The sequence below is a fragment of the Streptacidiphilus monticola genome, assembly GCF_042658505.1.
In the GTDB taxonomy this organism is placed as follows: domain Bacteria; phylum Actinomycetota; class Actinomycetes; order Streptomycetales; family Streptomycetaceae; genus Streptacidiphilus; species Streptacidiphilus monticola.
Window position 1 is genome coordinate 1 of the sequence record NZ_JBHSQJ010000066.1, and the last position, 19093, is coordinate 19093.

A 19093-nucleotide genomic window follows, 5' to 3' on the forward strand; every position below is an offset into this window, starting at 1 on the left:
TCATGCCCGCAGGGATCCCTTGGAATCGATCATCTAGGGCGGGCGGCGGGCCGGTGACCGGGGGCGGCCGAGCGCGAGCCGCGCGGGCCACGACGAACTCGTACGACGCCTCGGTACAGCCGAGTGGTGCTCACCGAGCGGTGCTCGCCGAGTGGTGTGGGGTGCTTCGCCCACAGACCGCGAAGGCCGGCCCCCGGGGGTCGGCTGCCCACCGGGTGGGCGGGGTCCCTGCGGGGCCGCCTCGCCGGCGTCCATCCGGGCTGGACGGTCTGGGGCCGCGGATCGCGGATGTGAGGTTGGGGCGGGCGGCTCAGCGTCTGTCGGCGGTCGCGCCTCCGTCGCGGCTGGGCGGGCCTCGCGGGTCGGCGGGTGGGGTCATGCTGGGCGGCCGAGCTTCCGTCGCGGCATGTAGGGCGGCCCAGCTTCCGTCGCGGCTGGGCGGGGTCCGCCGGTCAGTGGGTGGGGTCATACCGGGTGGGCGGCTTCCGTCGCGGCTGGGCAAGGCCCGCGGGTCAGCGGATGGGGGCAGGTCCGGGGGGCCGCTTCCGTCGCGGCGGGGCGGGGCCTCGCGGGTCGGCGGGTGGGGTCATGCTGGGCGGCCGAGCTTCCGTCGCGGCATGTAGGGCGGCCCAGCTTCCGTCGCGGCTGGGCGGGGCCCCGCGGGTGGGGTCATACCGGGTGGGCGGCTTCCGTCGCGGCTGGGCAAGGCCCGCGGGTCAGCGGATGGGGGCATGCCGGGCGGCCGGGGGTCCGGCGCGGCTCGGTGGCCTGCGGATCAGCGGGGGATGGGGGCGTGTCGGGTGGCGCGACCTCCGCCGTGGCGCCGGTTCTCGGCGTCACCCGATCGGCAGGGGGACCGTGACGGGCGAGGGCTGGGCGCGTTGGGTGGGCATGAGCCTTCGCCGGAACGTCCTCGCCGCGGTGGTGGCGGGCACCGCACTCACGCTCACCGGAGCGGCCACCGTGGCCGACGCCACGACCGAGCCCTCCGGCGGGGGAGCGACCGAGCTGCTGCTCACCTTGGAGCACCCGTCCCCCGACGAGGGCCTGCCGGCGCGGCCGAGCCGTTCGGTCACGCTGACCTGTGACCCGGTCGGCGGCACTCACCCGGACCCGGCGCGGGCCTGCGCCGATCTGGAGGCGAGCAAGGGCACGTTGGAGCTCCCCTCCGACCAGGCCTGCATCCTCCTCTACTCGCCCGTCGTCGCCACCGCCACCGGCACCTGGCACGGCAGGGCCGTCAACTGGAAGCGCCGCTTCGGCAACGACTGCGAACTGCGCGTGCGCACCCGCTCGTTGTTCCGCTTCTGACGGCGCGTCGGTTCGTGGCCGCTCTCCGGATCGGGCCGGCCGGCCAGCCGTGCGGCTCCGCCCCTGGCGACGGATCGGCGCCGCACGGTGCCCGTCGGCAGCCCGTGCCGGGCTGATACGGTTCAATCCGCGAAGGGGATCTCGGCCTTCGTCGTCCCGGCAGGGAACAGGTGCAGCGGACCCTCGGGGCCGCCGAGTCGCAGCTGCCAGGCATGCTCGCTGTCGGTGCTGACCCGCAGCCGCTCGCCGTCGCGGCGGACGCGGAACCGGGCCACCTCGCCCGGGCCGTCCGAGCGCGGGATCGCCACCGTGCGCTCGGCGCCGTCGGCGAAGGCGTGCACCCGCAGTTCGACGTTCTCGGCCCAGGGCGACACCGGGCGCTGGTCGTCGGCCGCCATCGGGATCACCGAGTCGGGACGGGCCAGCAGTGGCAGAGTGTGGAAGCCGTGCTGCTCGCGCACCCAGCGGGGGCCGGTGAGCCGAGCGCCGGTCAGCAGGTTGGTCCAGGTGCCCTCGGGGACGTAGAACTCCACCGTGCCGTCGTCGGTGAAGACCGGGGCCACCAGCAGGTCGTCGCCGAGCAGGTACTGGCGGTCCAGGGCCGCCGCGGCGGGGTCGTCCGGGAACTCCAGCACCATCGCGCGCATCACCGGCACGCCGGTGGCGTGCGCCTGCTGCGCCGCGCGCTGCAGATAGGGGGCGAGGCGGTGCTTGAGCAGGGTGAACTCCCGTGTCACGGCCACGGCTTCGTCGCCGTAGTCCCAGGGCACCCGGTAGGACTTGCTGCCGTGCAGTCGGCTGTGCGAGGAGAGCAGCCCGAACTGCACCCAGCGCTTGAACACGGTCGGCGTCGGCGTGCCCTCGAAGCCGCCGATGTCGTGGCTCCAGAAGCCGAAGCCGGACAGGCCCAGGGACAGCCCGCCGCGCAGTGACTCCGCCATGGCGTTGAAGTGGGACTCGCAGTCGCCGCCCCAGTGCACCGGGTACTGCTGCCCGCCCGCCGTGGCCGAACGCGCGAACAGCAGGGCATCGCCCTCTCCGCGGACCTCGCGCAGCAGCTCGAAGACGGCCTGGTTGTAGAGGTGGGTGTAGTAGTTGTGCATCCGCTCCGGATCGGAACCGTCGTGCCAGACGACGTCGGTGGGGACGCGTTCGCCGAAGTCGGTCTTGAAGCAGTCCACGCCCTGGTCCAGGAGCGTGCGCAGCCGGCCGGTGAACCAGTCGCGGGCGGCCGGGTTGGTGAAGTCCACCAGGGCCATGCCCGGTTGCCACAGGTCCCACTGCCAGACGCTGCCGTCCGTGCGGCGCAGCAGGTAGCCGTTGCGCATGCCCTCCTCGAACAGCGGTGACTTCTGCGCGATGTAGGGGTTGATCCAGGCGCTGATGCGCAGCCCCTGCTCCTTGAGCCGGGCCAGCATGCCCTCGGGGTCCGGGAAGGTCTCCGCGTCCCAGTCGAAGTCGCACCACTGGTACTCGCGCATCCAGAAGCAGTCGAAGTGGAAGACGCTGAGCGGGATGCCGCGTTCGGCCATGCCGCCGACGAAGCGGTTGACGGTGGCCTCGTCGTACTCGGTGGTGAACGACGTCGTCAGCCACAGGCCGAGCGCCCACGCGGGCGGCAGCGCGGGACGGCCGGTGAGGGCGGTGTAACGGGTCAGGATCTCCTTGGGGGTCGGGCCGTGGACGACGAAGTACTCGAGGGACTGGTCCTCCACGCTGAACTGGACCTGCCCGACCGCCTCGGAGCCGACCTCGTAGCTGACCTTGCCCGGGTGGTTGACGAAGACGCCGTAGCCGCGATTGGTGAGGTGGAACGGGATGTTCTTGTAGGCCTGCTCGCTGCTGGTGCCGCCGTCGGCCTGCCAGATGTCCACCGTCTGACCGTTCTTGACGAACGGGGTGAAGCGCTCGCCCAGGCCGTAGACGGATTCGCCCACGCCGAGGGCGAGTTGGCCGACCATGTGGTGGCGGCCCTCGGCATCGGTGACGAATCCGGTGCCCCGCTCGCCGGCGTGGGTCAGCACCTGGTCGCCGGAGCGGAACTCCAGCCGCCAGGGCGCGGCGGTGTCCACGCGCAACGTCAGCTCGCCGGAGGACAGTTCGACCACCGAGCCGTCGCGGCGGACCTTGCCCGAGGGTTCGGCGGACGCCCCCGGCAGGGCGAACTCCGGCCCCCGGCGCACCGATCCGGCATGGTGGGTCGCCCGCACACCGATCACCCCCTCGGCGGGGGACCAGCACTCCACGGTCAGCAGGGGGCTGTTGAGCGTGTCGCCGCGGTGCGCGACGTGCTTGACCGGCGCGTAGAGCGTCAGCCGGTCCTCGTCCGCGCGGACGTCGGCGACCTCGGCGGCGTAGCGGGCGGTGCAGCCGGGTCGCATCAGCCAGTAGCCGTCGGTGAACTTCATCGCGGGGGACTCCTCCGGGAAGGGAAGGACGCAGGGTGGGTGGTCAGGCAGGGGACGTCAGCGGTGCACATCAGCGGTGCGCGTCAGGGGCGGTGCGGCGCGAGCAGGTCGGCGCCGAGGAGCACGGGCGGTATCAGGCGGGTGTCGGCGGCTCGGGGGCCCTCGGCCCGGCTGGCCCGGTCGATCGCGCGGACGAGGAGGTCGGTGACCGCCTCGGCCATGTCCAGGACCGGCAGTTCGACCCGGGGGAGCCGTCGCCCCCCGTGCTCCTCGGCGATGCTGCCGACCGGCACGACGCACAGATCCTGGGGCACGCCGAGGCCTGCGGTCGCGGCGGCGGCGAAGACGGTGGCGAGGCCGTCGACGTGCTGGAGGAGCAGAGCGGTCGGCCGGTTCGCCGGGTCGGCCAGGAGCTTCGCGAGGGTACGGCCCAACTCCTCGTTGGCCTGCGGAGGTTCGAGGATGCGGAGGCGGTCCGGGCCGAGCCGGGCTGCGGCGGCGCGCGCCCCCGCCAGGCCGGCGAGGGCGTAGCCCTTCCGGTCCGCGACCTCGGGGGCGGTGCAGGGCACGTAGGCCACGTGGCGGTGCCCCGCGTCGGCCGCGGCGGTGGCGGCCTGCTCGACGGCGGCGGCCCAGTCGAGGTCCGCGAAGGGCGCGGTGGCGGCGGCGGGCGCCTGCGGGTGGGGGGTGCCCAGGAGGGCGTAGGGAAGCCCCAGTTCCTCCAGTGCGGTGACGCGGGGATCGTCCTCGGTGACGGCCATGAGGACGGCCCCGTCCGCCTGCCCGGCGCGGGTCACCCGGCGCAGCCCGCGCAGACCCTCACGCTCCGTCAGCATGAGGACGTCGTAGCCCCGTTCACGGGCGGCGTCGCACAGCTCGATGGCGAACCGCCCGTCCACCGGACGGTAGTCCCGCCCACTGCGCGGCAGCGCGAGCGCCAGCACGTTCGTCCGCGCCCCGCGCAGGGTGCGCGCGCTGGCGCTGGGGTGGTACCCCAGCTCGTCGACGGCCTGCTGGACGGCCTGCCGTGTCTTCTCCGAGATGCGGCGGGAGCCGCTGAGCACGTACGACACGGTGCTCACGGCGACCCCGGCCCGGGCCGCGACGTCCTTGATGGTGACCATGTCGTCGCTCGCACTCCACGCTGTGTCGGTGCCGAATGGTGAATCGTTTCGACTAATCGTTTCGACGGCGAGGTTATCGGGACGCCGAAGGCCGTGTCCAGAGTCCGGGTCGACCGGGTTGACGGGCAGGGTGGCGCCTCCGGGGGCTTCGTCCTCGCCGGGGCAGCGAGCGCGCAGCTCAAGACACAGGGGTACGGCGGCCACCCGATGCGGGTCCGGGTGCACCGCCGGCAGCCTGGCCGGCTGGCCGGGTGGCTGGAGGCGGCCGGGTTCGGTGTCGAGGCGTGGACGAGGGTGGCCTCGGCGGAGAGTCGGCAGGGGGCGATGCTGTTCGCGCGGCGGGGAGTTGACGCCCCGTGAGGGCCGGGCCTCAGCCGCCCCAGACGCGCTCGGCGTAGGCCAGGAAGTTGCCGCCGAGGATCTTGGAGATGCGGGTGTCGGACCAGCCGCGGGACTCCAGGAGGCGGGCGAGGGTGCGGAACTGGTCGACGCCGCGCAGGTCCTCGACGAAGGGGAGGGTGTCCGCACGCTCGCCGGCGGCGCCGACGCCCGCGGCCGCGCGGGCGGCGACCTGGGCGGCGAGTTGTTCGCGGTAGGCGTCGAGGTCGTCGATCGCGGTCACCGGGCCGTCCGTGCCGATGCCGACGTGGTCCTCGCCGCAGACGTCGACGGCGTGCACCAGGTGCTCGACCACGTCCGTCGCCCGCGCGTGGCCGGAGAGGGTGAGGAAGGGCATGAAGTAGATGCCGACGAAGCCGCCCCGGTCCGCGACCAGGCGCAGTTCTTCGTCGGTCTTGTTGCGGGGCAGGTCGGCCACGGCCCGGCAGCCGGTGTGGTTGACGGAGACCGGGGCGAGGGACCAGGACGCCGCCTCCAGGCAGGTGCGTTCGCCGCTGTGGGAGAGGTCGACCATCAGCCGCTGCTCGTTGAGCGCGTGCACCAGCTCCCGCCCGAAGGGCGTCAAACCGCGGTTCTCCGGGGCCATCGAGCCGTCCCCGATGTGGTTGGCCTGGTTGTACGTCAACTGCACGACGCGGACCCCGAGTTCGGCGAACTCGCGGACCCGGCCGAGGTCCTCGCCCACCGCCACGGCGTTCTGGAAGCCGTAGATGACGCCGATCCGGCGCTCCGCGTGGGCGCGGCGGATGTCGGCGGCGGTGCGGACGGGCAGCAGGTCCCGTGGGTGGCGGGCGAGGATGGCGTCCCAGGCGCGGATCTCTTCCAGCGTGTACGCGTACGGCGGCTCGTCGCCCATGACGTAGCCGAGGGTGATGTTGACGGCGGTGAGGCCGGAGGCCCGTGCGTCGGCCAGGGCGCGGGCGTCGACGGCGAGTTGCCCGGCGTCCTGCTGCAGGGCGGCGTGGTCCGCGCTCGCCGCGTTGGGGTTCTCCAGCGCGCCGAGGGCGTTGACGACGAGCGGTGCGACGGCGACGGGCGCGGTCATACGGCTGCCTCCTTCCGGGCGGCGGGAACCGGGACGGGGGCGTGGCCCACGACGCCCGCGCCACGCTCGTGCCGGTGGCCGCGCTTGACGGTGAGGCGGATCGAGCGGAGGGCGGCGCCGAGGTCGGTCAGCGGGTCGGCGGCGAGGACCGCCAGGTTGGCGAGCTTGCCCGGCTCGACCGAGCCCATGTCCCGCTCCGCGCCGATGCTCTGGGCTCCGACGAGTGTCGCGCTGCGCAGGACGTCCAGGACGGGGATGCCGCAGCGCTCGGCGAGGAAGACGAGCTCGTCGTGGAGCGGCGGCCACTCCGCGTCGGGGTCAGGGTCGCTGTCGGTGCCGGTGGCCAGGGCGACGCCCTCGCGGTGGGCCTGGGCGGTGAGGGCGGCGGCCATGTCCGCGTTGCGGACGGCGAGCCCGTGCAGGTCGTCGTCGCCCTCCGCCTGCGCGTCCGCGGCGATGCGGGCCCACATGCTCGCGGTGGCGTCCAGGATCGTGCCGCGCCGGCGCATGTCCTGGAACAGGGCGCGCATGAGCGGGTCATCGCCCCCGGTGAAGCGGTCGAAGTCGATGGGCGGCTTGTCCCGATAGCTCGTCAACTCCCGCCGCGCCGCCTCGTGGACGAGCAGCGTGACGTGGGAGACGCTGTCCACCCCGGAGGCGATGACCTGACTGGGCGTGGCCGGGAAGACCGCCGCGTGCGCCCAGACGGGGACGCCCTGGCGGTGCGCCTCGGCGGTGATCGCGGCGACGGTCTCGCCGGGCAGGTTCGCGTAGACCTTGATCGCGGTGGCGAAGGTGCCCCGGGCCAGCGCGACGGCCAGCGGCAGGTCGGTGTCCGGCGCGACCGCCTGCATCCACGGGACGCTGCCCGGGACGACCCCCTGGGAGACCTGCCAGGTGCGCGGGTCGTCGAAGAAGCTCGGCCCGGCCATCAGCGCGGCGTAGTGGAGGTCGGGGGCGGCGATCTCGCCGACCAGCGAGGCGCGGGCGAGGTCGGCGACCTGGCGCAGGTCGTCGGCCATGTCGCGGGTCGCGGTGACGCCGCCGAGCAGGTCGCGGCGGAGCACGGCCTCGGCGACAGGACGGTTGGGCGGGGTGGCCACGTGCTGGTGGGAGTCGATCAGCCCGGGGATCAGCCAGTGCCCGGCCAGGTCCACGACCTCGGCGTCCACGGGGACGGCCGCGGCGGCGTCCGGCGCGACGGCGACGATGCGCTCGCCGTCGACGACGACCGTGGTGGCCGGCCGCGGGGCCGAGCCGGTGCCGTCGATCACGGTGGCGCCGCGGTAGACGGTCACCGTCCCCGCGGCTGCGGGCGCGAACGGCGTCGGCGCTCCTCGGGTCTCAGCAGTCACCCTGGCCCCCCTCCGGCGAACCGTCCCCGCGACGGGTGCCGTGCTCGGTGCTGTTCCTGCGGTCGTTGAACCGGTCGTTGAAAGGGTCGGATAGCCGACTCGCATTTCAACAGTTGAAACAGCCTGTACGTAGTAGGAAACTCTGGCACCATAGCGCAGCCCGCACCAGAAAGGGGAGCCCGTGCCCGCCTCCGCAACCACCGCGGTCGAGAAGGCGCTCGACCTGGCCGAGGCCGTGGCCCGTGCCGCGCGTCCGCCGCGACTCAGCGAGATCGCCGACGCGCTCGGCATGAACCGCGCGACGGCGTACCGGGTCCTGGCGGACCTGGTGAAGCGGGGCTGGGTGCTGCGCCTGGACGACCGCTACCTGCCCGGGCCGGTGCTGCTGCAGCTGGCCGACGTGTCCCGGCGGCGCTCGCTCACCGGCCTGGCCCGTCCGGTGCTGGCGGAACTGTCGGACCGCACCGGCATGATGGCCAACGTTCAGGTCCTCGCGCCCGGTGGCTCGCGGGTGCTGGACGTGGTGCGTCCCGACGCGCTGCGGATGATCAGCGACCTGCGCGGGGAACTGCTGCCGCCGCATCGCTTCGCCGGCCCGCTCGCGCTGGTCGCGGCGCTGCCGGAGGGCGAGCGCGAACCCTACCTGCGGGCGGCCGGGGAGGACGGCGCGGACCCGGACGGGCTGCGGCAGCGGATCGAACGCGCGGTGCGGGACGGGCATGCGGTCCAGCGGGGCCGGGCGGAGGAACTCGTCGGTTCGGCCGCCCGCGTCGTCACCTCCGCCGCGGGCACGCCCGTCTGCGCGCTCGCCCTGGTCGGTCCCGCCCGGGAGTTCACCGGCCCGAGGCTGCGGGAGCTGCTGGCGGAGCTGGAGCGCTGCGCGGCCCGGCTGGGCACCCGGCTCACCGAACTGACGCAGCCTCAGGAGTATCGTGACTGACCTTCCCATTCTCGACGCCGCCGCCACTCGGGCCGCGCTGCAGCCGCTCCCGCTGCTGGACGCCGTCCTCGCCGCGCTGGTCGCGATCGCGGACGGCAGCGTGTCGGCGCCACCGCGTGTCGCCGCCCGCGCGCCCGGCGGGCTGCTGGGCGTCATGCCCGCGCATGTGCCGGGCCTGGGGCTGGCGGCCAAGCTGGTCTCGGTCTTCCACGACCGCGAGCGCCCCGGCCGCACGCGGCACCAGGGTGTGGTGGCGCTCTTCGACGAGCGGACGGGCGAACTGCGCGCCCTGCTCGACGCCGAACCGCTGACCGCGCTGCGCACGGCGGCCTGCGCCACCGCGGCCCTGTCGGCGCTGGCACGGGAGCGGCCGCGGCGAATAGCCGTGGTGGGGACGGGGGTTCAGGCCGCCGCCCAGCTGACGCTGCTGGGCGCGCTGGACCTGGACGCGGAGGTGGTGGTCGGCGGCCGCGACGCCGAGCGGGCGGCGGAGACGGCCCGCCTGCTGCCCGGCGCGGTCGCAGCCCCGGTGCGCGAGGCGGTGCGCGGGGCGGATGCGGTGCTGTGCTGTACGGCGGCCCGGACGCCCGTGGTCGATCCCGACTGGCTGGCGCCTGGGGTGCACCTCAGTTCGGTGGGTGGGTCGGACGGCTGGGAGCTGCACCCGGAAGCCGTCGCCCGGGGGAGTCTCTTCGCGGAGTGGGCGGGGGCGGCTTCCGCTGAACCGCCCGCCGGGGCACTCGAGTTGCAGGGCGTGCCGGCGGAGCGGGTGACCCTGCTCGGGGACGTCCTCGCCGGGCGCCGACCGGGACGTCGGGAGGAGCGGGAGACGACGGTCTTCAAGTCCACCGGCCACGCCGCGCTGGACGTGGCCGCGGCCTCCGTTGCCTGGCGGACCCTCCACGCCTGAGGCCGCGGGCCCGGGGGCACGGCCACGCTCGCGGCGCCGGCGGTTCCCCACGCGCATCGGCGTGGCGTGCGCCCGCGCGCTGAGCGACCGCTTCGCGGCGCTCGGCGCTGCGCGCGCCGGGCGTGCCCTGAGCCTTCGCTCGGAGCGGCTGCTTCGCGGCGCTCCGGTCCCACCGGGGGTGGAGTTCGGCGGGACCCGAGCGCCGGGGCGGTAGCTGACGAGGTGTCAGGAGGGCAGGGCGTAGGCGCCCGCGGCGATGTCCTCGAGCAGCGTCGGGCCGGTGGGAGTCCAGCCGAGCAGTTCCTGGGTACGCGCGCTGGAGGCGACGATGTCCATCTGGAAGAAGCGACCGAGCCAGCCGAAGTGCGCGTCGACGTCCTCAGGCGCGACGGACACGGTGGGCAGGCCGAGGAAGTCGCCGAGGGCGGCGGCGATGTCGCGGGAGGGGATGCCCTCCTCGGCCACCGCGTGGACGCGGGAGCCGGCCGGGGCCTGCTCCAGGGCGAGGCGGACCATCCGCGCCGCGTCCGAGCGGTGCACCGCGGCCCAGCGGCTGGACCCGTCGCCGACGTAGCCGACGGCGCCCTGCTCCTGGCCGATCTGCGCGAGCCGGGCGGTGAAGCCGTGGTCGCCCACGCCGTGGACGGTCGGGGCGAAGCGCAGCGCGACCGGCCGGACGCCGCGGTCGGCGTAGGACAGCGCCAGGTTCTCGCTGCCGCCGCGCATGGAGTCGGAGCCGTGGAACGGGGAGGGGTCGTCCTCGGTGAGCGGACGCCCGGTGACCCCGGAGGCGAGACCGGAGGCGACCAGGAGGGGGCGGCCGGTGCCCTCCAGTTCGTCCAGCATCCGCTGGACGGCGGCGTGTTCGGTCTGGCCGGCCGCCGCGTAGTTGGCGAAGTCGTGCTTGAAGGCCAGGTGGACGACGCCGTCCGTGGCGGCGGCAGCCGCGGCGAGGCCGTCCGGGTCGTCCAGGTCGCCCCGGTGGGGCTTGGCGCCCTTGGCCGCGAGGGCGGCGGCGGCCGCGTCGGTGCGGGCGAGGCCCACGACCTCGTGTCCGTGGGCGAGCAGTTCGTCGGTGACGGCGGAGCCGATCCAGCCGGAAGCGCCGGTGACGAAGACGCGCATGGCGGGGTTTCCCTTCGTGCAGGCATGTCAGTGACTGACATCAACTGTAGCTCACGATGTCAGTCGCTGTCATCAGGACTCGGTCAGGCTAAACTCCGGGGCATGGGACGCTGGCAGCCGGACGCGCGGGGGAGGATGTTCCGCGCCGCGATGGAACTCTTCGCCGAGCGCGGGTTCGACGAGACCACCGCCGGGGACATCGCCGAGCGGGCCGGGGTGACCGAGCGGACCTTCTTCCGCCACTTCAGCGACAAGCGCGAGGTCCTCTTCGACGGCGCCGCCAGGCTCGAGCAGACGGTGCGTGAGGCGATCCTGGCCGCCCCGGAGGGCTGCGCCGCGCTGGACGCGGCGCTGGCCGGACTGCGCGCGGCCGCGGACCAGTTGGGGGAGCGCGGAGAACTGGCCGTGCACCGCTCGCGGATCATCGCGGCCCACCCCAGCCTGCAGGAGCGCGAGCTGCTCAAGCTGGCGGCTCTCACCGACACCACGAGCGCGGCGCTGCGCGAACGCGGCGTCGCCGAACCCGAGGCGAGCCTGGCTGCCCACAGCGCGGTGACGGTCTTTCACGTCACCTTCGTCCGCTGGGTGTCGGAGCAGGCGACCGGCGACATCGACGCCTGCTTCACGGAGACGGCGGCGGCCCTGCGCGCGCTGGCGTAGCGGCGCAACGCAGGGGGTCTGTTCAGGGCTGGTGGCGCTGCAGGGACCGCACGGCGGTGTCCCAGTCGACCTCGAAGGCCTGCGACTCGGTGCCGAAGGGCACCAACTGCCCCGTCGCGTGCACGAATTCCGCCAGCGCGAGGGAGGGGGCACGGAGCCGGGTGGTGCCCTCGACGCCGCGCAGCTCTACCACCGTGCCACGGGACGTGGGCCAGACGCGGACGTCGCCCTCGCCCGCCGGCAGGTACAGCCCGTCGCGGAGCAGGTCGCGGGCGAAGCGCCACAGCGCGCCCGAGTTGCCGGTCGCCACGGGAGCCGCGAAGTGGGCGACGACCTCGAAGGGCGAACTCACGTGATAGCGCAGGCTCATCCACCCCCACGCCCCGCCGACCGTCTGGAACTCCACCAGCCGTTTCACTCTGCCTGCCATCCGCCGCTCCCCGTCCACCCGTGTGTGCGCTCCCCACTACCGTGCCCGCGAAACGGCGTCACTCCGCAAGATCGACCGAACTGCTGACAGGACGGACCGGTTCGCGGTAAGGGCGCCGCGGCGGCGGCGCGGCGCGGCGCGAGGCCGGGTCAGTGCGGCCCGGGTCTGCCCGGGCGGGGCGTCGCGGGATAACCTGCTGGGACGATCACCAGCGGAGGACGACGACGATGACGCAGCAGACCCCGAAGCACCCGGGTAGGCCCGCGGGGGCGCGCGTCAACGCGCGCGGTTTGACCGAGCGTCAGGAGGCGGTGCTGGCCGCGGTCGCGTCCTTCGTCCGTGCGCACGGCTATCCGCCGTCGATGCGGGACATCGGGGCGGCGGTCGGCCTGACGTCCACCAGTTCGGTGTCGCACCAGGTCAACCGGCTGGAGCGGCTGGGCTTCCTGGCCAAGGACCCGAACCGGCCGCGCTCCTACGCGCTGGTCGCGCAGGAGCCCGCCGCCTCCCCGGCCGGGGACCGCGATCCGGGGCCCGCCGTCACCGCGCCGCTGCTGGGGCAGATCGCGGCGGGGGCGCCCATCACGGCGGAGCAGGACGTCGAGGACGTGTTCACGCTCCCGCCCCAACTGGTCGGCGCCCACGACCCGGAGGAGCTGTTCGTGCTCAAGGTCCGGGGCGACTCGATGGCCGGGCCCGGCCGCATCCTCGACGGCGACCTGGTCGTGGTCCGCCATCAGCAGGCCGCGGACGAGGGGGACGTGATCGCCGCGCTGCTGGAGGACGAGGCGACCGTCAAGCGGCTCAAGCGCAAGGACGGCCGGGTGTGGCTGATGCCGGACAACCCCGCCTACGACCCCATCCCGGGCGACCACGCCACCGTCCTGGGCCGCGTCGTGGCCGTCATGCGAGGGCTCTGAGCCCCGGACCGGCTCACGGACCCTGCCCGGAAACCGGGTTAGCCCGGCCTCGCCCACCGAGTTGGAGCCGGTCGTTCCACCAGGACCGTCAGCGGCGCGGCCTGGGCCGCGCCTGGCCGCAGCACCGCATGCTGCGGGCACGGGTGGCCAGAGGCGAGGAGATGTCGTCGCCTGCCTGGGGGCGGCGTCCGCCCGGCGGCCCGGGGACCTCTGTCCCGGCATGGACTTCGGGCAGTTCACGCGCGCGGTGCCGTACCTCAGGACGGTCGGCTGAGCATCAGGCCGCGGGACCCGAGCACCGTGGCCGGTGCGGTCCCGCGGCCTGACGGGGGGTCAGGGCGTCAGCCACGCTGCCCTACAGCCCTGCCGCGATCAGATCGAGGGTGTCCACGACGCGGTTGGAGAAGCCCCACTCGTTGTCGTACCAGGCCACGACCTTGATGTGGCGGCCGTCCACGCGGGTCAGCGCCGAGTCGAAGATCGAGGAGGCGGGGTTGCCGGTGATGTCGGCGGACACCAGCGGGTCCTCCGAGTACTCCAGGATGCCCGCCAACGGGCCCTCCGCCGCTGCCCGGTAGGCCGCCAGCACGTCCTCACGAGTGACGTCGCGCGCGACGGTGGTGTTGAGCTCGACGATCGAGCCCACCGGCACCGGCACCCGGATCGAGTCGCCGGACAGCTTCCCGTCCAGCCCGGGCAGCACCAGGCCGATCGCCTTGGCGGCCCCCGTCGTCGTCGGCACGATGTTGACGGCCGCGGCACGCGCCCGGCGGGCGTCGCGGTGCGGGCCGTCCTGCAGGTTCTGCTCCTGCGTGTAGGCGTGCACCGTGGTCATGAAGCCGTGCTCGATCCCGGCCAGGTCGTCGAGCACCGAGGCCAGCGGCGCGAGGGCGTTGGTGGTGCAGGAGGCGTTGGAGACGACCGTGTGGGCGGCCGGGTCGTAGGCGCCGGTGTTCACGCCGTAGGCGAGGGTGACGTCCGCGCCGTCGGAGGGCGCGCTGACGAGGACCTTCTTCGCGCCGGCGGTCAGGTGGGCCCGCGCGGCGGAGGCGGCGGTGAAGCGTCCGGTGGCCTCCAGGACGATGTCGACGTCCAGTTCGGCCCACGGCAGGGCGGCCGGCTCGCGCTCGGCGAGGACCTTGATCCGTCGGCCGTCGACGACGAGGGTGTCCCCGTCCACGGTGACCGGGCGGCCCAGTCGTCCGGCGGTGGTGTCGTAGGCCAGCAGCCGTGCCAGGGTGGCGGGTTCGGTCAGGTCGTTGACGGCGACGACCTCCAGCTTGCTGTCGCGCTCCAGCAGCGCGCGGAGCACGTTGCGCCCGATGCGGCCGAACCCGTTGACGGCGATGCGAGTCATCAGTGGTTGTCCTTCCTGGTGTCCCTTCGCGTCCCACACTCGCTCAGCGCCGAGGCCGGTGGCAGTGGCGCGAGTGCCATGGTTCGCAAGGATCACGCCAGGGGCGATTCGGCAGCCGGTCGGCGGAGCGGTGCTAATTGCCGCGGGTGAAGGTGCGCCGGTACTCGCTCGGCGTCGTCCCGAGGATGCGCTGGAAGTGCAGGCGGAGGTTCGCGCCGGTGCCCAGGCCGACGTCGGCCGCGATCTGCTCCACCCCGCGCTCCGAGCGTTCGAGCAACTCCCGTGCCAGGTCCACCCGGGCGCGCATGACCCACTGCATCGGGGTGTAGCCGGTGTCCTCCACGAAGCGGCGGGAGAACGTGCGTGGGGACACCGCGGCGTGCCGGGCCAGCATCTCCAGCGTCAGCGGCTCGCCGAGGCGGTGCAGGGCCCACTCGCGGGTCGCGGCGAAGCGTTCGCTCACCGGCTCCGGCACGCTGCGCGGCACGTACTGCGCCTGACCGCCGCTGCGGTAGGGTGCGGCGACCAGCCGCCGGGCCGCGTGGTTGGCGGCGGCCACGCCGAGGTCGCGGCGCAGCACGTGCAGGCACAGGTCGATGCCGGAGGCCGCGCCGGCGGAGGTGAGCAGGGTGCCCTCGTCCACGAAGAGCACGTTCTCGTCCACCCGTACCCGGGGGAACTTGACGGCCAGGGCGCGGGTGTAGTGCCAGTGCGTGGTGGCGCGGCGGCCGTCGAGGAGGCCGGTCGCGGCGAGCGCGAACGCGCCCGTGGAGATCGCGGCGAGGCGCGCTCCGCGCTCGTGCGCGGCGACCAGCGCCGCGACCACGGCCTGCGGCGGGTCCTCGCGGTCCGGGAAGCGGTAGCCGGGGACGAAGACGACGTCGGCCCAGCCGAGCGCCTCCAGACCATGGGCGACGTGGTAGGAGAGGCCGTCGCCGCCCGTCACCAGTCCGGGCTCGGCGCCGCACACCCGCACCTCGTAGGGCATGCTCGCGCGCGTCGTGAACACCTGGGCGGGGATGCCGACGTCGAGCGGCTTGGCTCCCTCCAGGACGAGCACGGCGACGCGGTGGAGACGCGGGGTGTGCGCTGCGGGCATGGCGCCAGCTTAGGCAGCGGGCCGGCCGGTGCGGGGTCGGTGGCGCGGGCCGGTGGGTGCGGGGTCAGTGGCGCGGGCCGGTGGGTGCGGGGCCGGTGGCGCGGGCCGGTGGGTGCGGGGTCAGTGGCGCGGGCCGGTGGGTGCGGGGCCGGTGGGTGCGGCGACGCTCAGCCGGCGCACCCACCGGGTTCGCCTCAGCGGCCGAGGCTGAGCAGGGCGAAGACGCCGCCGACCACCGGGCGGGCCAGGAAGCCGTTCTGACGGTTCGTCACGGTGTCGTACCAGTCGGTGAAGGGGACCCGGGACGGGGTGGTGTGCGCGAAGGCGTAGAGGGAGTCGACGAGGTACCCGCTGACGGGCCGGCCGCGCAGCCAGGCGGCGGTCCACATCTCCCAGTCGGCCTTGGTGTAGGCGTGGCGGACGTCGAGCGGAACACCGTAGGGGTTGACCTGGCCGAGGTACCAGGCGGCCTCCTCGGCCGCCACGGTGTCCGGGACCAGGCCCAGGCCCAGCAGCGCGTCCGGGTAGCCGTTGTACTTCAGGCTCCAGGTGCCCGGCTGGTCGTAGGCCAGCTTCAGGTGGTCCGGCGTGTCGTCCTGGGCCTTCGCGGCCCACTGGGTGCTGTAGTCCCGGGAGACGGCCTGGTAGTGGGCGGCGTCCGCCGACCGGCCCGCCAGGTCCGCGAGCCTGCCCATGGCGCCGACGGCGAGGATGCCCTTGAGCGCGAGGTTGGCGCTGTGCCCGATGAAGCCGGTGAAGTCGTCGGTCTGGTTCTGGAAGCCGGGGTCGAGGGTGTTGTCGACCAGGTAGTCGGCCCACTGCTTGAGGATCGCGTAGTGCGCGGCGGCGAACGCGGCGGCGTTGCCGGCGCTGGTGCGCGCGGCGTAGGCGGCGCTCATCAGCAGCATGTTGGCGGACTCCTCGATCGGCATGTCCTCCTCGTTGCCGTCGTTGTGCCCGCCCGCGTTGGGGTAACTGGAGCCGAGGTCGTGCTCGGCGAAGGCCTTGGGCCAGCCGCCGCGCTCGGCGTAGTCGAGCAGCGGCGCCAGCAGCAGGCCGAGGTACTCCGGGTCGGTGTAGAGGAAGACCGGCATCGCGGGATAGGTGACGTCCACGGTGGACACGTTGCCGTCGCTGGAGATCTCCTTGAGGAAGGCCCACGGCTTGCCGTCGCGACTGACCAGTTCGGTGCCGGCGTAGGCCTGGCGCAGCGAAAGCGCGCACAGCGCCGCGTACTTGGCGCCGCCGGCGGCGGTGGCCTCGCGGCGGATCCGGCCGTCCAGACGGGCCGTGCGCCCGGCCGCCGCGTCGGCGTCCGCGTGGAAGAAGGCGACCATGTCCTGCCAGCCGGACCAGTAGGACTTCCACAGGGGAGGCAGCGGCGCGCCGAGGTAGCTGACGGCCGGCTCGCGCACGTGGCCGACCGAAAGCACGGCGGAGCGGGGGGAGTTGCGGACCGTGCCGAGGTCGAAGTGGAAGGCGAAGACCGGCCAGTCGCGGCTGATGGGGCGCGGCTGGTCGGGATCGGCGCTGTTGCCGAGCCTGCCGTCGGCGAGGGCGGCCGCGCGCACGGCGGTGTCGGAGCCGATCTGCCAGGTGAGCCCGGAGGTGCTGGTGGCGTTCCAGACGACGGTGCCCCAACTGGCCATGTCGCCGTTCTCGGCCAGTTCGCGGGGCGTGGCGGGGGTGAAGCTGAGCGAGGTCACCGACGCGCCGGAGCCGGACAGTTGCTGCTGGGCCCAGCGGATGGGCGTGCCGGAGTCGCCGTGCGCCCACTCACCGGAGATGTCGAGGTAGAGCCGGACCTGGTGGGGCCGCCCGTCCGCGCTGCGGACGTCCGCGGTCAGGTAGGACAGCGGCACCGACAGGCGGCGCAGGTCGCCGGGTTCGACGGGGGAGAGGAAGGTGAGGGTCAACTCGACGCCGCCGGCCTCGAAGAGGAACTGCGAGCGGGTGGCGGTCAGCGTGAGCCGGCGCTGCGTCATGCCGCGCAGGACGTGGCCGGGGATGTTCGGGGCGCCCATGAAGAGGTAGGCGACGCCGTCGACCTGGGCGACGCCGGTCATCGCGGTGGTGCGGCCGGTCCAGAAGGTGGGCCAGGTACCGGCCATGTTGTCGGCGGGGAGCCAGGTGCTCAGGTAGGGGGAGCGGACCGCCAGGGGCGTCGCCGGGGGCCGGATCGGGTCGAAGGCGCCGGGCGCGGCGTCGCCTGCCGGCTGAGCCGCCGCGTCCGGCCCGGTGACCGCGGCCGGGTCGGCGGAGCCGGCCGGTTCCGCGGCCCGGGCCAGGCCGGGCGGGAGCACGGCGAGCCCTGCCGCGCCCAGTCCGGCGGCCCCGGACCAGCGGATGAGCCCGCGACGGGTGTACTGACGGTCGGTCATGCGTTCCTCCAGGACTGCTCGTCGAGCAGGGGTGGCAGGGGGAATGGGGAGCGGGGAATCGCCCTGCGGCACGAGGCGGGCGGAACTCGGCCTCACCGGATGACAACGTTGGAAATCCGGGGCAGCAAGAATGACAGCACGGAGCAACGTCCGTGTCCAGCCCCCGGGTCAACTCGGGTACGGGCAAGGCCGACTCGGACCGATCGACCGGCGGCGTGGCAGCAAGGTCCGGCTCCACCTGCGGATTTGAGGCGACGAACGGGGGGAATGAGGCGGGATAACGCCGCGAGGGCGGTCCCGTCGGCGCTGCGGAACTTGCCTGGGTGCGCCGTCTTCTGATGCACCGTCGGAAAGTTGGGTGCATGAGTCTTGACAGGGACTCGGCTGATGACCCACTGTCCCTTACATCGTTGGAAATTCCCCACCCGCTCCTTTCCCAAGGATGTGATCGGCGCATGAACGCCTCCACCCGGGCCAGGTCCGCAGCGGCAGCGGTGCTCTCGGCGACGCTCTGCCTGGCCGTGGCCGCATGCACCAACTCCGGTTCCACCGCCACCGCTTCGGGATCCGGCGACCCCTCGGTGAACAGCAGTGCGGCCGCCCAGCAGGTCGTCTCGCCCTCCGCCGCCCCCACCGCGCCGGGCTGCACCTACCAGGGCTACGCCGGCGGCGTGCCGCAGCTCGACATAGCCGACGGCAAGACCGTCGTCGGCTTCTCCCAGTCCGAGTCCACCAGCAACCCGTTCCGCGCCACCGAGACCAAGAGCATCGAGGACGAGGCCAAGCGGCTCGGCGTCAAGCTCATCGAGCGCAATGCCAACGCCGACGTCAACGCGCAGAACTCGCAGATCGAGGACATGATCGCGCAGGGCGCCAAGGTGCTGATCGTGGCACCGGAGAACTCCGACGGCCTGGGCCCCGCGCTCGCCCAGGCGAAGGCCAAGAAGATCCCGGTGCTGACCATCGACCGGACCGTGACCGGCACCGCCTGCCAGGACTTCATCGCCTTCATCGGCTCCAACTTCTACGGCCAGGCCCAGATCGCCGCCGACGACCTGGCCGGCGCGACCAACGGGACCGCCCACGTCGCGATCCTCCAGGGCACGCCGGGCAACAACGTCTCGGCCGACCGGACCAAGGGCTTCACCGATCAACTCGCCGCCAAGTACCCGAAGATGACGGTCGTCGCCTCGCAGACCGGCAACTTCGACCAGACCGACGGCCAGAAGGTGACGGAGCAGCTGCTCCAGGCCCATCCGGACATCAACGCCGTGTACGCGGAGAACGACGCGATGGCGCTCGGCGCGATCCAGGCCATCCGCTCGGCCGGGAAGACGCCGGGCAAGGATGTCAAGATCGTCTCCATCGACGGCATCCAGCAGGCCGTCCAGGACGTGGCCGCAGGCCAGTTGGTAGCGGACATCGAGACCAACCCGCGGTTCGGGCCGCTCGCGTTCCAGTCGCTCAAGGACTTCTTCGGCACCACCGGCGTCCAGCCCAAGGTGATCATCAAGGACGGCCACTTCACCAGCGCCAACGCGCAGCAGGCGCTGGCGAGCGGCCTCGTCTACTGACCCGGCCGCGGGTCCGGCGGTGCGCCGCTTCGCGGGCGGCGCACCGCCGGACCGA

The 19093-nt window shown here is 73.7% G+C and carries 16 protein-coding genes; 7 read left to right on the top strand and 9 right to left on the bottom strand.

Translation table 11 applies throughout. From position 1 onward, the window contains the following. Nucleotides 1–891 precede the first annotated feature (891 nt). Nucleotides 892–1311 carry an SSI family serine proteinase inhibitor gene (locus ACFP3V_RS16585; protein WP_380584072.1) on the top strand — a complete coding sequence of 140 codons (420 nt, stop codon included), beginning with the start codon at nucleotides 892–894 and terminating at the stop codon, nucleotides 1309–1311. 122 nt (nucleotides 1312–1433) lie between these two features. On the opposite strand, the gene yicI is transcribed toward ACFP3V_RS16585, so the two are convergent. Both yicI and ACFP3V_RS16595 read right to left on the bottom strand, forming a co-directional pair. Next, nucleotides 1434–3719, bottom strand: a complete 2286-nt coding sequence (yicI, locus tag ACFP3V_RS16590) for an alpha-xylosidase (protein WP_380584074.1) — start codon at nucleotides 3717–3719, stop codon at nucleotides 1434–1436. An 83-nt stretch (nucleotides 3720–3802) separates the two neighbouring features. Then, a complete protein-coding gene (locus ACFP3V_RS16595) occupies nucleotides 3803–4843 on the bottom strand; it encodes a LacI family DNA-binding transcriptional regulator (protein WP_380584076.1) in 1041 nt (346 codons plus the stop codon). 93 nt (nucleotides 4844–4936) lie between these two features. On the opposite strand from ACFP3V_RS16595, the gene ACFP3V_RS16600 reads away from it, so the two are divergent. Then, nucleotides 4937–5203, top strand: coding sequence for a hypothetical protein (locus tag ACFP3V_RS16600; RefSeq protein WP_380584078.1), 267 nt, complete (start codon nucleotides 4937–4939; stop codon nucleotides 5201–5203). 10 nt (nucleotides 5204–5213) lie between these two features. Here ACFP3V_RS16600 and ACFP3V_RS16605 read toward each other — a convergent pair whose 3' ends face one another. Both ACFP3V_RS16605 and ACFP3V_RS16610 read right to left on the bottom strand, forming a co-directional pair. After that, nucleotides 5214–6287: a dipeptidase gene (locus tag ACFP3V_RS16605; RefSeq protein ID WP_380584080.1), complete on the bottom strand. Its 1074-nt coding sequence runs from the start codon at nucleotides 6285–6287 to the stop codon at nucleotides 5214–5216. Beyond that, nucleotides 6284–7642: an amidohydrolase family protein gene (locus ACFP3V_RS16610; protein ID WP_380584081.1), complete on the bottom strand. Its 1359-nt coding sequence runs from the start codon at nucleotides 7640–7642 to the stop codon at nucleotides 6284–6286. Before ACFP3V_RS16610 ends, ACFP3V_RS16605 begins: the two co-directional genes overlap by 4 nt. 181 nt (nucleotides 7643–7823) lie before the next feature. Between ACFP3V_RS16610 and ACFP3V_RS16615 the strand changes: the two genes are divergently transcribed. Both ACFP3V_RS16615 and ACFP3V_RS16620 read left to right on the top strand, forming a co-directional pair. Continuing rightward, nucleotides 7824–8582, top strand: a complete 759-nt coding sequence (locus ACFP3V_RS16615; RefSeq protein ID WP_380584083.1) for an IclR family transcriptional regulator — start codon at nucleotides 7824–7826, stop codon at nucleotides 8580–8582. After that, a complete protein-coding gene (locus ACFP3V_RS16620; protein WP_380584085.1) occupies nucleotides 8575–9492 on the top strand; it encodes an NAD(P)-binding domain-containing protein in 918 nt (305 codons plus the stop codon). The genes ACFP3V_RS16615 and ACFP3V_RS16620 overlap by 8 nt, the downstream gene beginning before the upstream one ends. Before the next feature lie 225 nt (nucleotides 9493–9717). Here ACFP3V_RS16620 and ACFP3V_RS16625 read toward each other — a convergent pair whose 3' ends face one another. Further along, nucleotides 9718–10617: an SDR family oxidoreductase gene (locus ACFP3V_RS16625; protein ID WP_380584087.1), complete on the bottom strand. Its 900-nt coding sequence runs from the start codon at nucleotides 10615–10617 to the stop codon at nucleotides 9718–9720. Between the two features lie 102 nt (nucleotides 10618–10719). Here ACFP3V_RS16625 and ACFP3V_RS16630 point away from each other — a divergent pair, with 102 nt between their 5' ends. Then, nucleotides 10720–11277 carry a TetR/AcrR family transcriptional regulator gene (locus ACFP3V_RS16630; protein WP_380584089.1) on the top strand — a complete coding sequence of 186 codons (558 nt, stop codon included), beginning with the start codon at nucleotides 10720–10722 and terminating at the stop codon, nucleotides 11275–11277. A 22-nt stretch (nucleotides 11278–11299) separates the two neighbouring features. On the opposite strand, the gene ACFP3V_RS16635 is transcribed toward ACFP3V_RS16630, so the two are convergent. Further along, nucleotides 11300–11707 (bottom strand): SsgA family sporulation/cell division regulator, encoded by a 408-nt coding sequence (locus ACFP3V_RS16635; RefSeq protein ID WP_380584091.1) that lies wholly within the window; start codon nucleotides 11705–11707, stop codon nucleotides 11300–11302. A 227-nt stretch (nucleotides 11708–11934) separates the two neighbouring features. Here ACFP3V_RS16635 and lexA point away from each other — a divergent pair, with 227 nt between their 5' ends. Further along, on the top strand, nucleotides 11935–12627 hold the full coding sequence (lexA, locus tag ACFP3V_RS16640) for a transcriptional repressor LexA (RefSeq protein ID WP_380584093.1): 693 nt from the start codon (nucleotides 11935–11937) through the stop codon (nucleotides 12625–12627). Nucleotides 12628–12982: 355 nt separating this feature from the next. Here the strand turns inward: lexA and gap are convergent, their stop codons facing one another. The 3 genes from gap to ACFP3V_RS16655 form a co-directional block, all read right to left on the bottom strand. Beyond that, nucleotides 12983–13984 carry a type I glyceraldehyde-3-phosphate dehydrogenase gene (gene gap / locus ACFP3V_RS16645; RefSeq protein ID WP_380584095.1) on the bottom strand — a complete coding sequence of 334 codons (1002 nt, stop codon included), beginning with the start codon at nucleotides 13982–13984 and terminating at the stop codon, nucleotides 12983–12985. A 133-nt stretch (nucleotides 13985–14117) separates the two neighbouring features. Continuing rightward, nucleotides 14118–15083: a GlxA family transcriptional regulator gene (locus ACFP3V_RS16650; RefSeq protein WP_380584097.1), complete on the bottom strand. Its 966-nt coding sequence runs from the start codon at nucleotides 15081–15083 to the stop codon at nucleotides 14118–14120. A gap of 194 nt (nucleotides 15084–15277) precedes the next feature. After that, a complete protein-coding gene (locus ACFP3V_RS16655; RefSeq protein ID WP_380584099.1) occupies nucleotides 15278–17464 on the bottom strand; it encodes a glutaminase family protein in 2187 nt (728 codons plus the stop codon). Nucleotides 17465–17919: 455 nt separating this feature from the next. Here ACFP3V_RS16655 and ACFP3V_RS16660 point away from each other — a divergent pair, with 455 nt between their 5' ends. Then, nucleotides 17920–19038, top strand: coding sequence for an ABC transporter substrate-binding protein (locus ACFP3V_RS16660; RefSeq protein ID WP_380584101.1), 1119 nt, complete (start codon nucleotides 17920–17922; stop codon nucleotides 19036–19038). The last annotated feature ends 55 nt before the right edge of the window (nucleotides 19039–19093 follow it).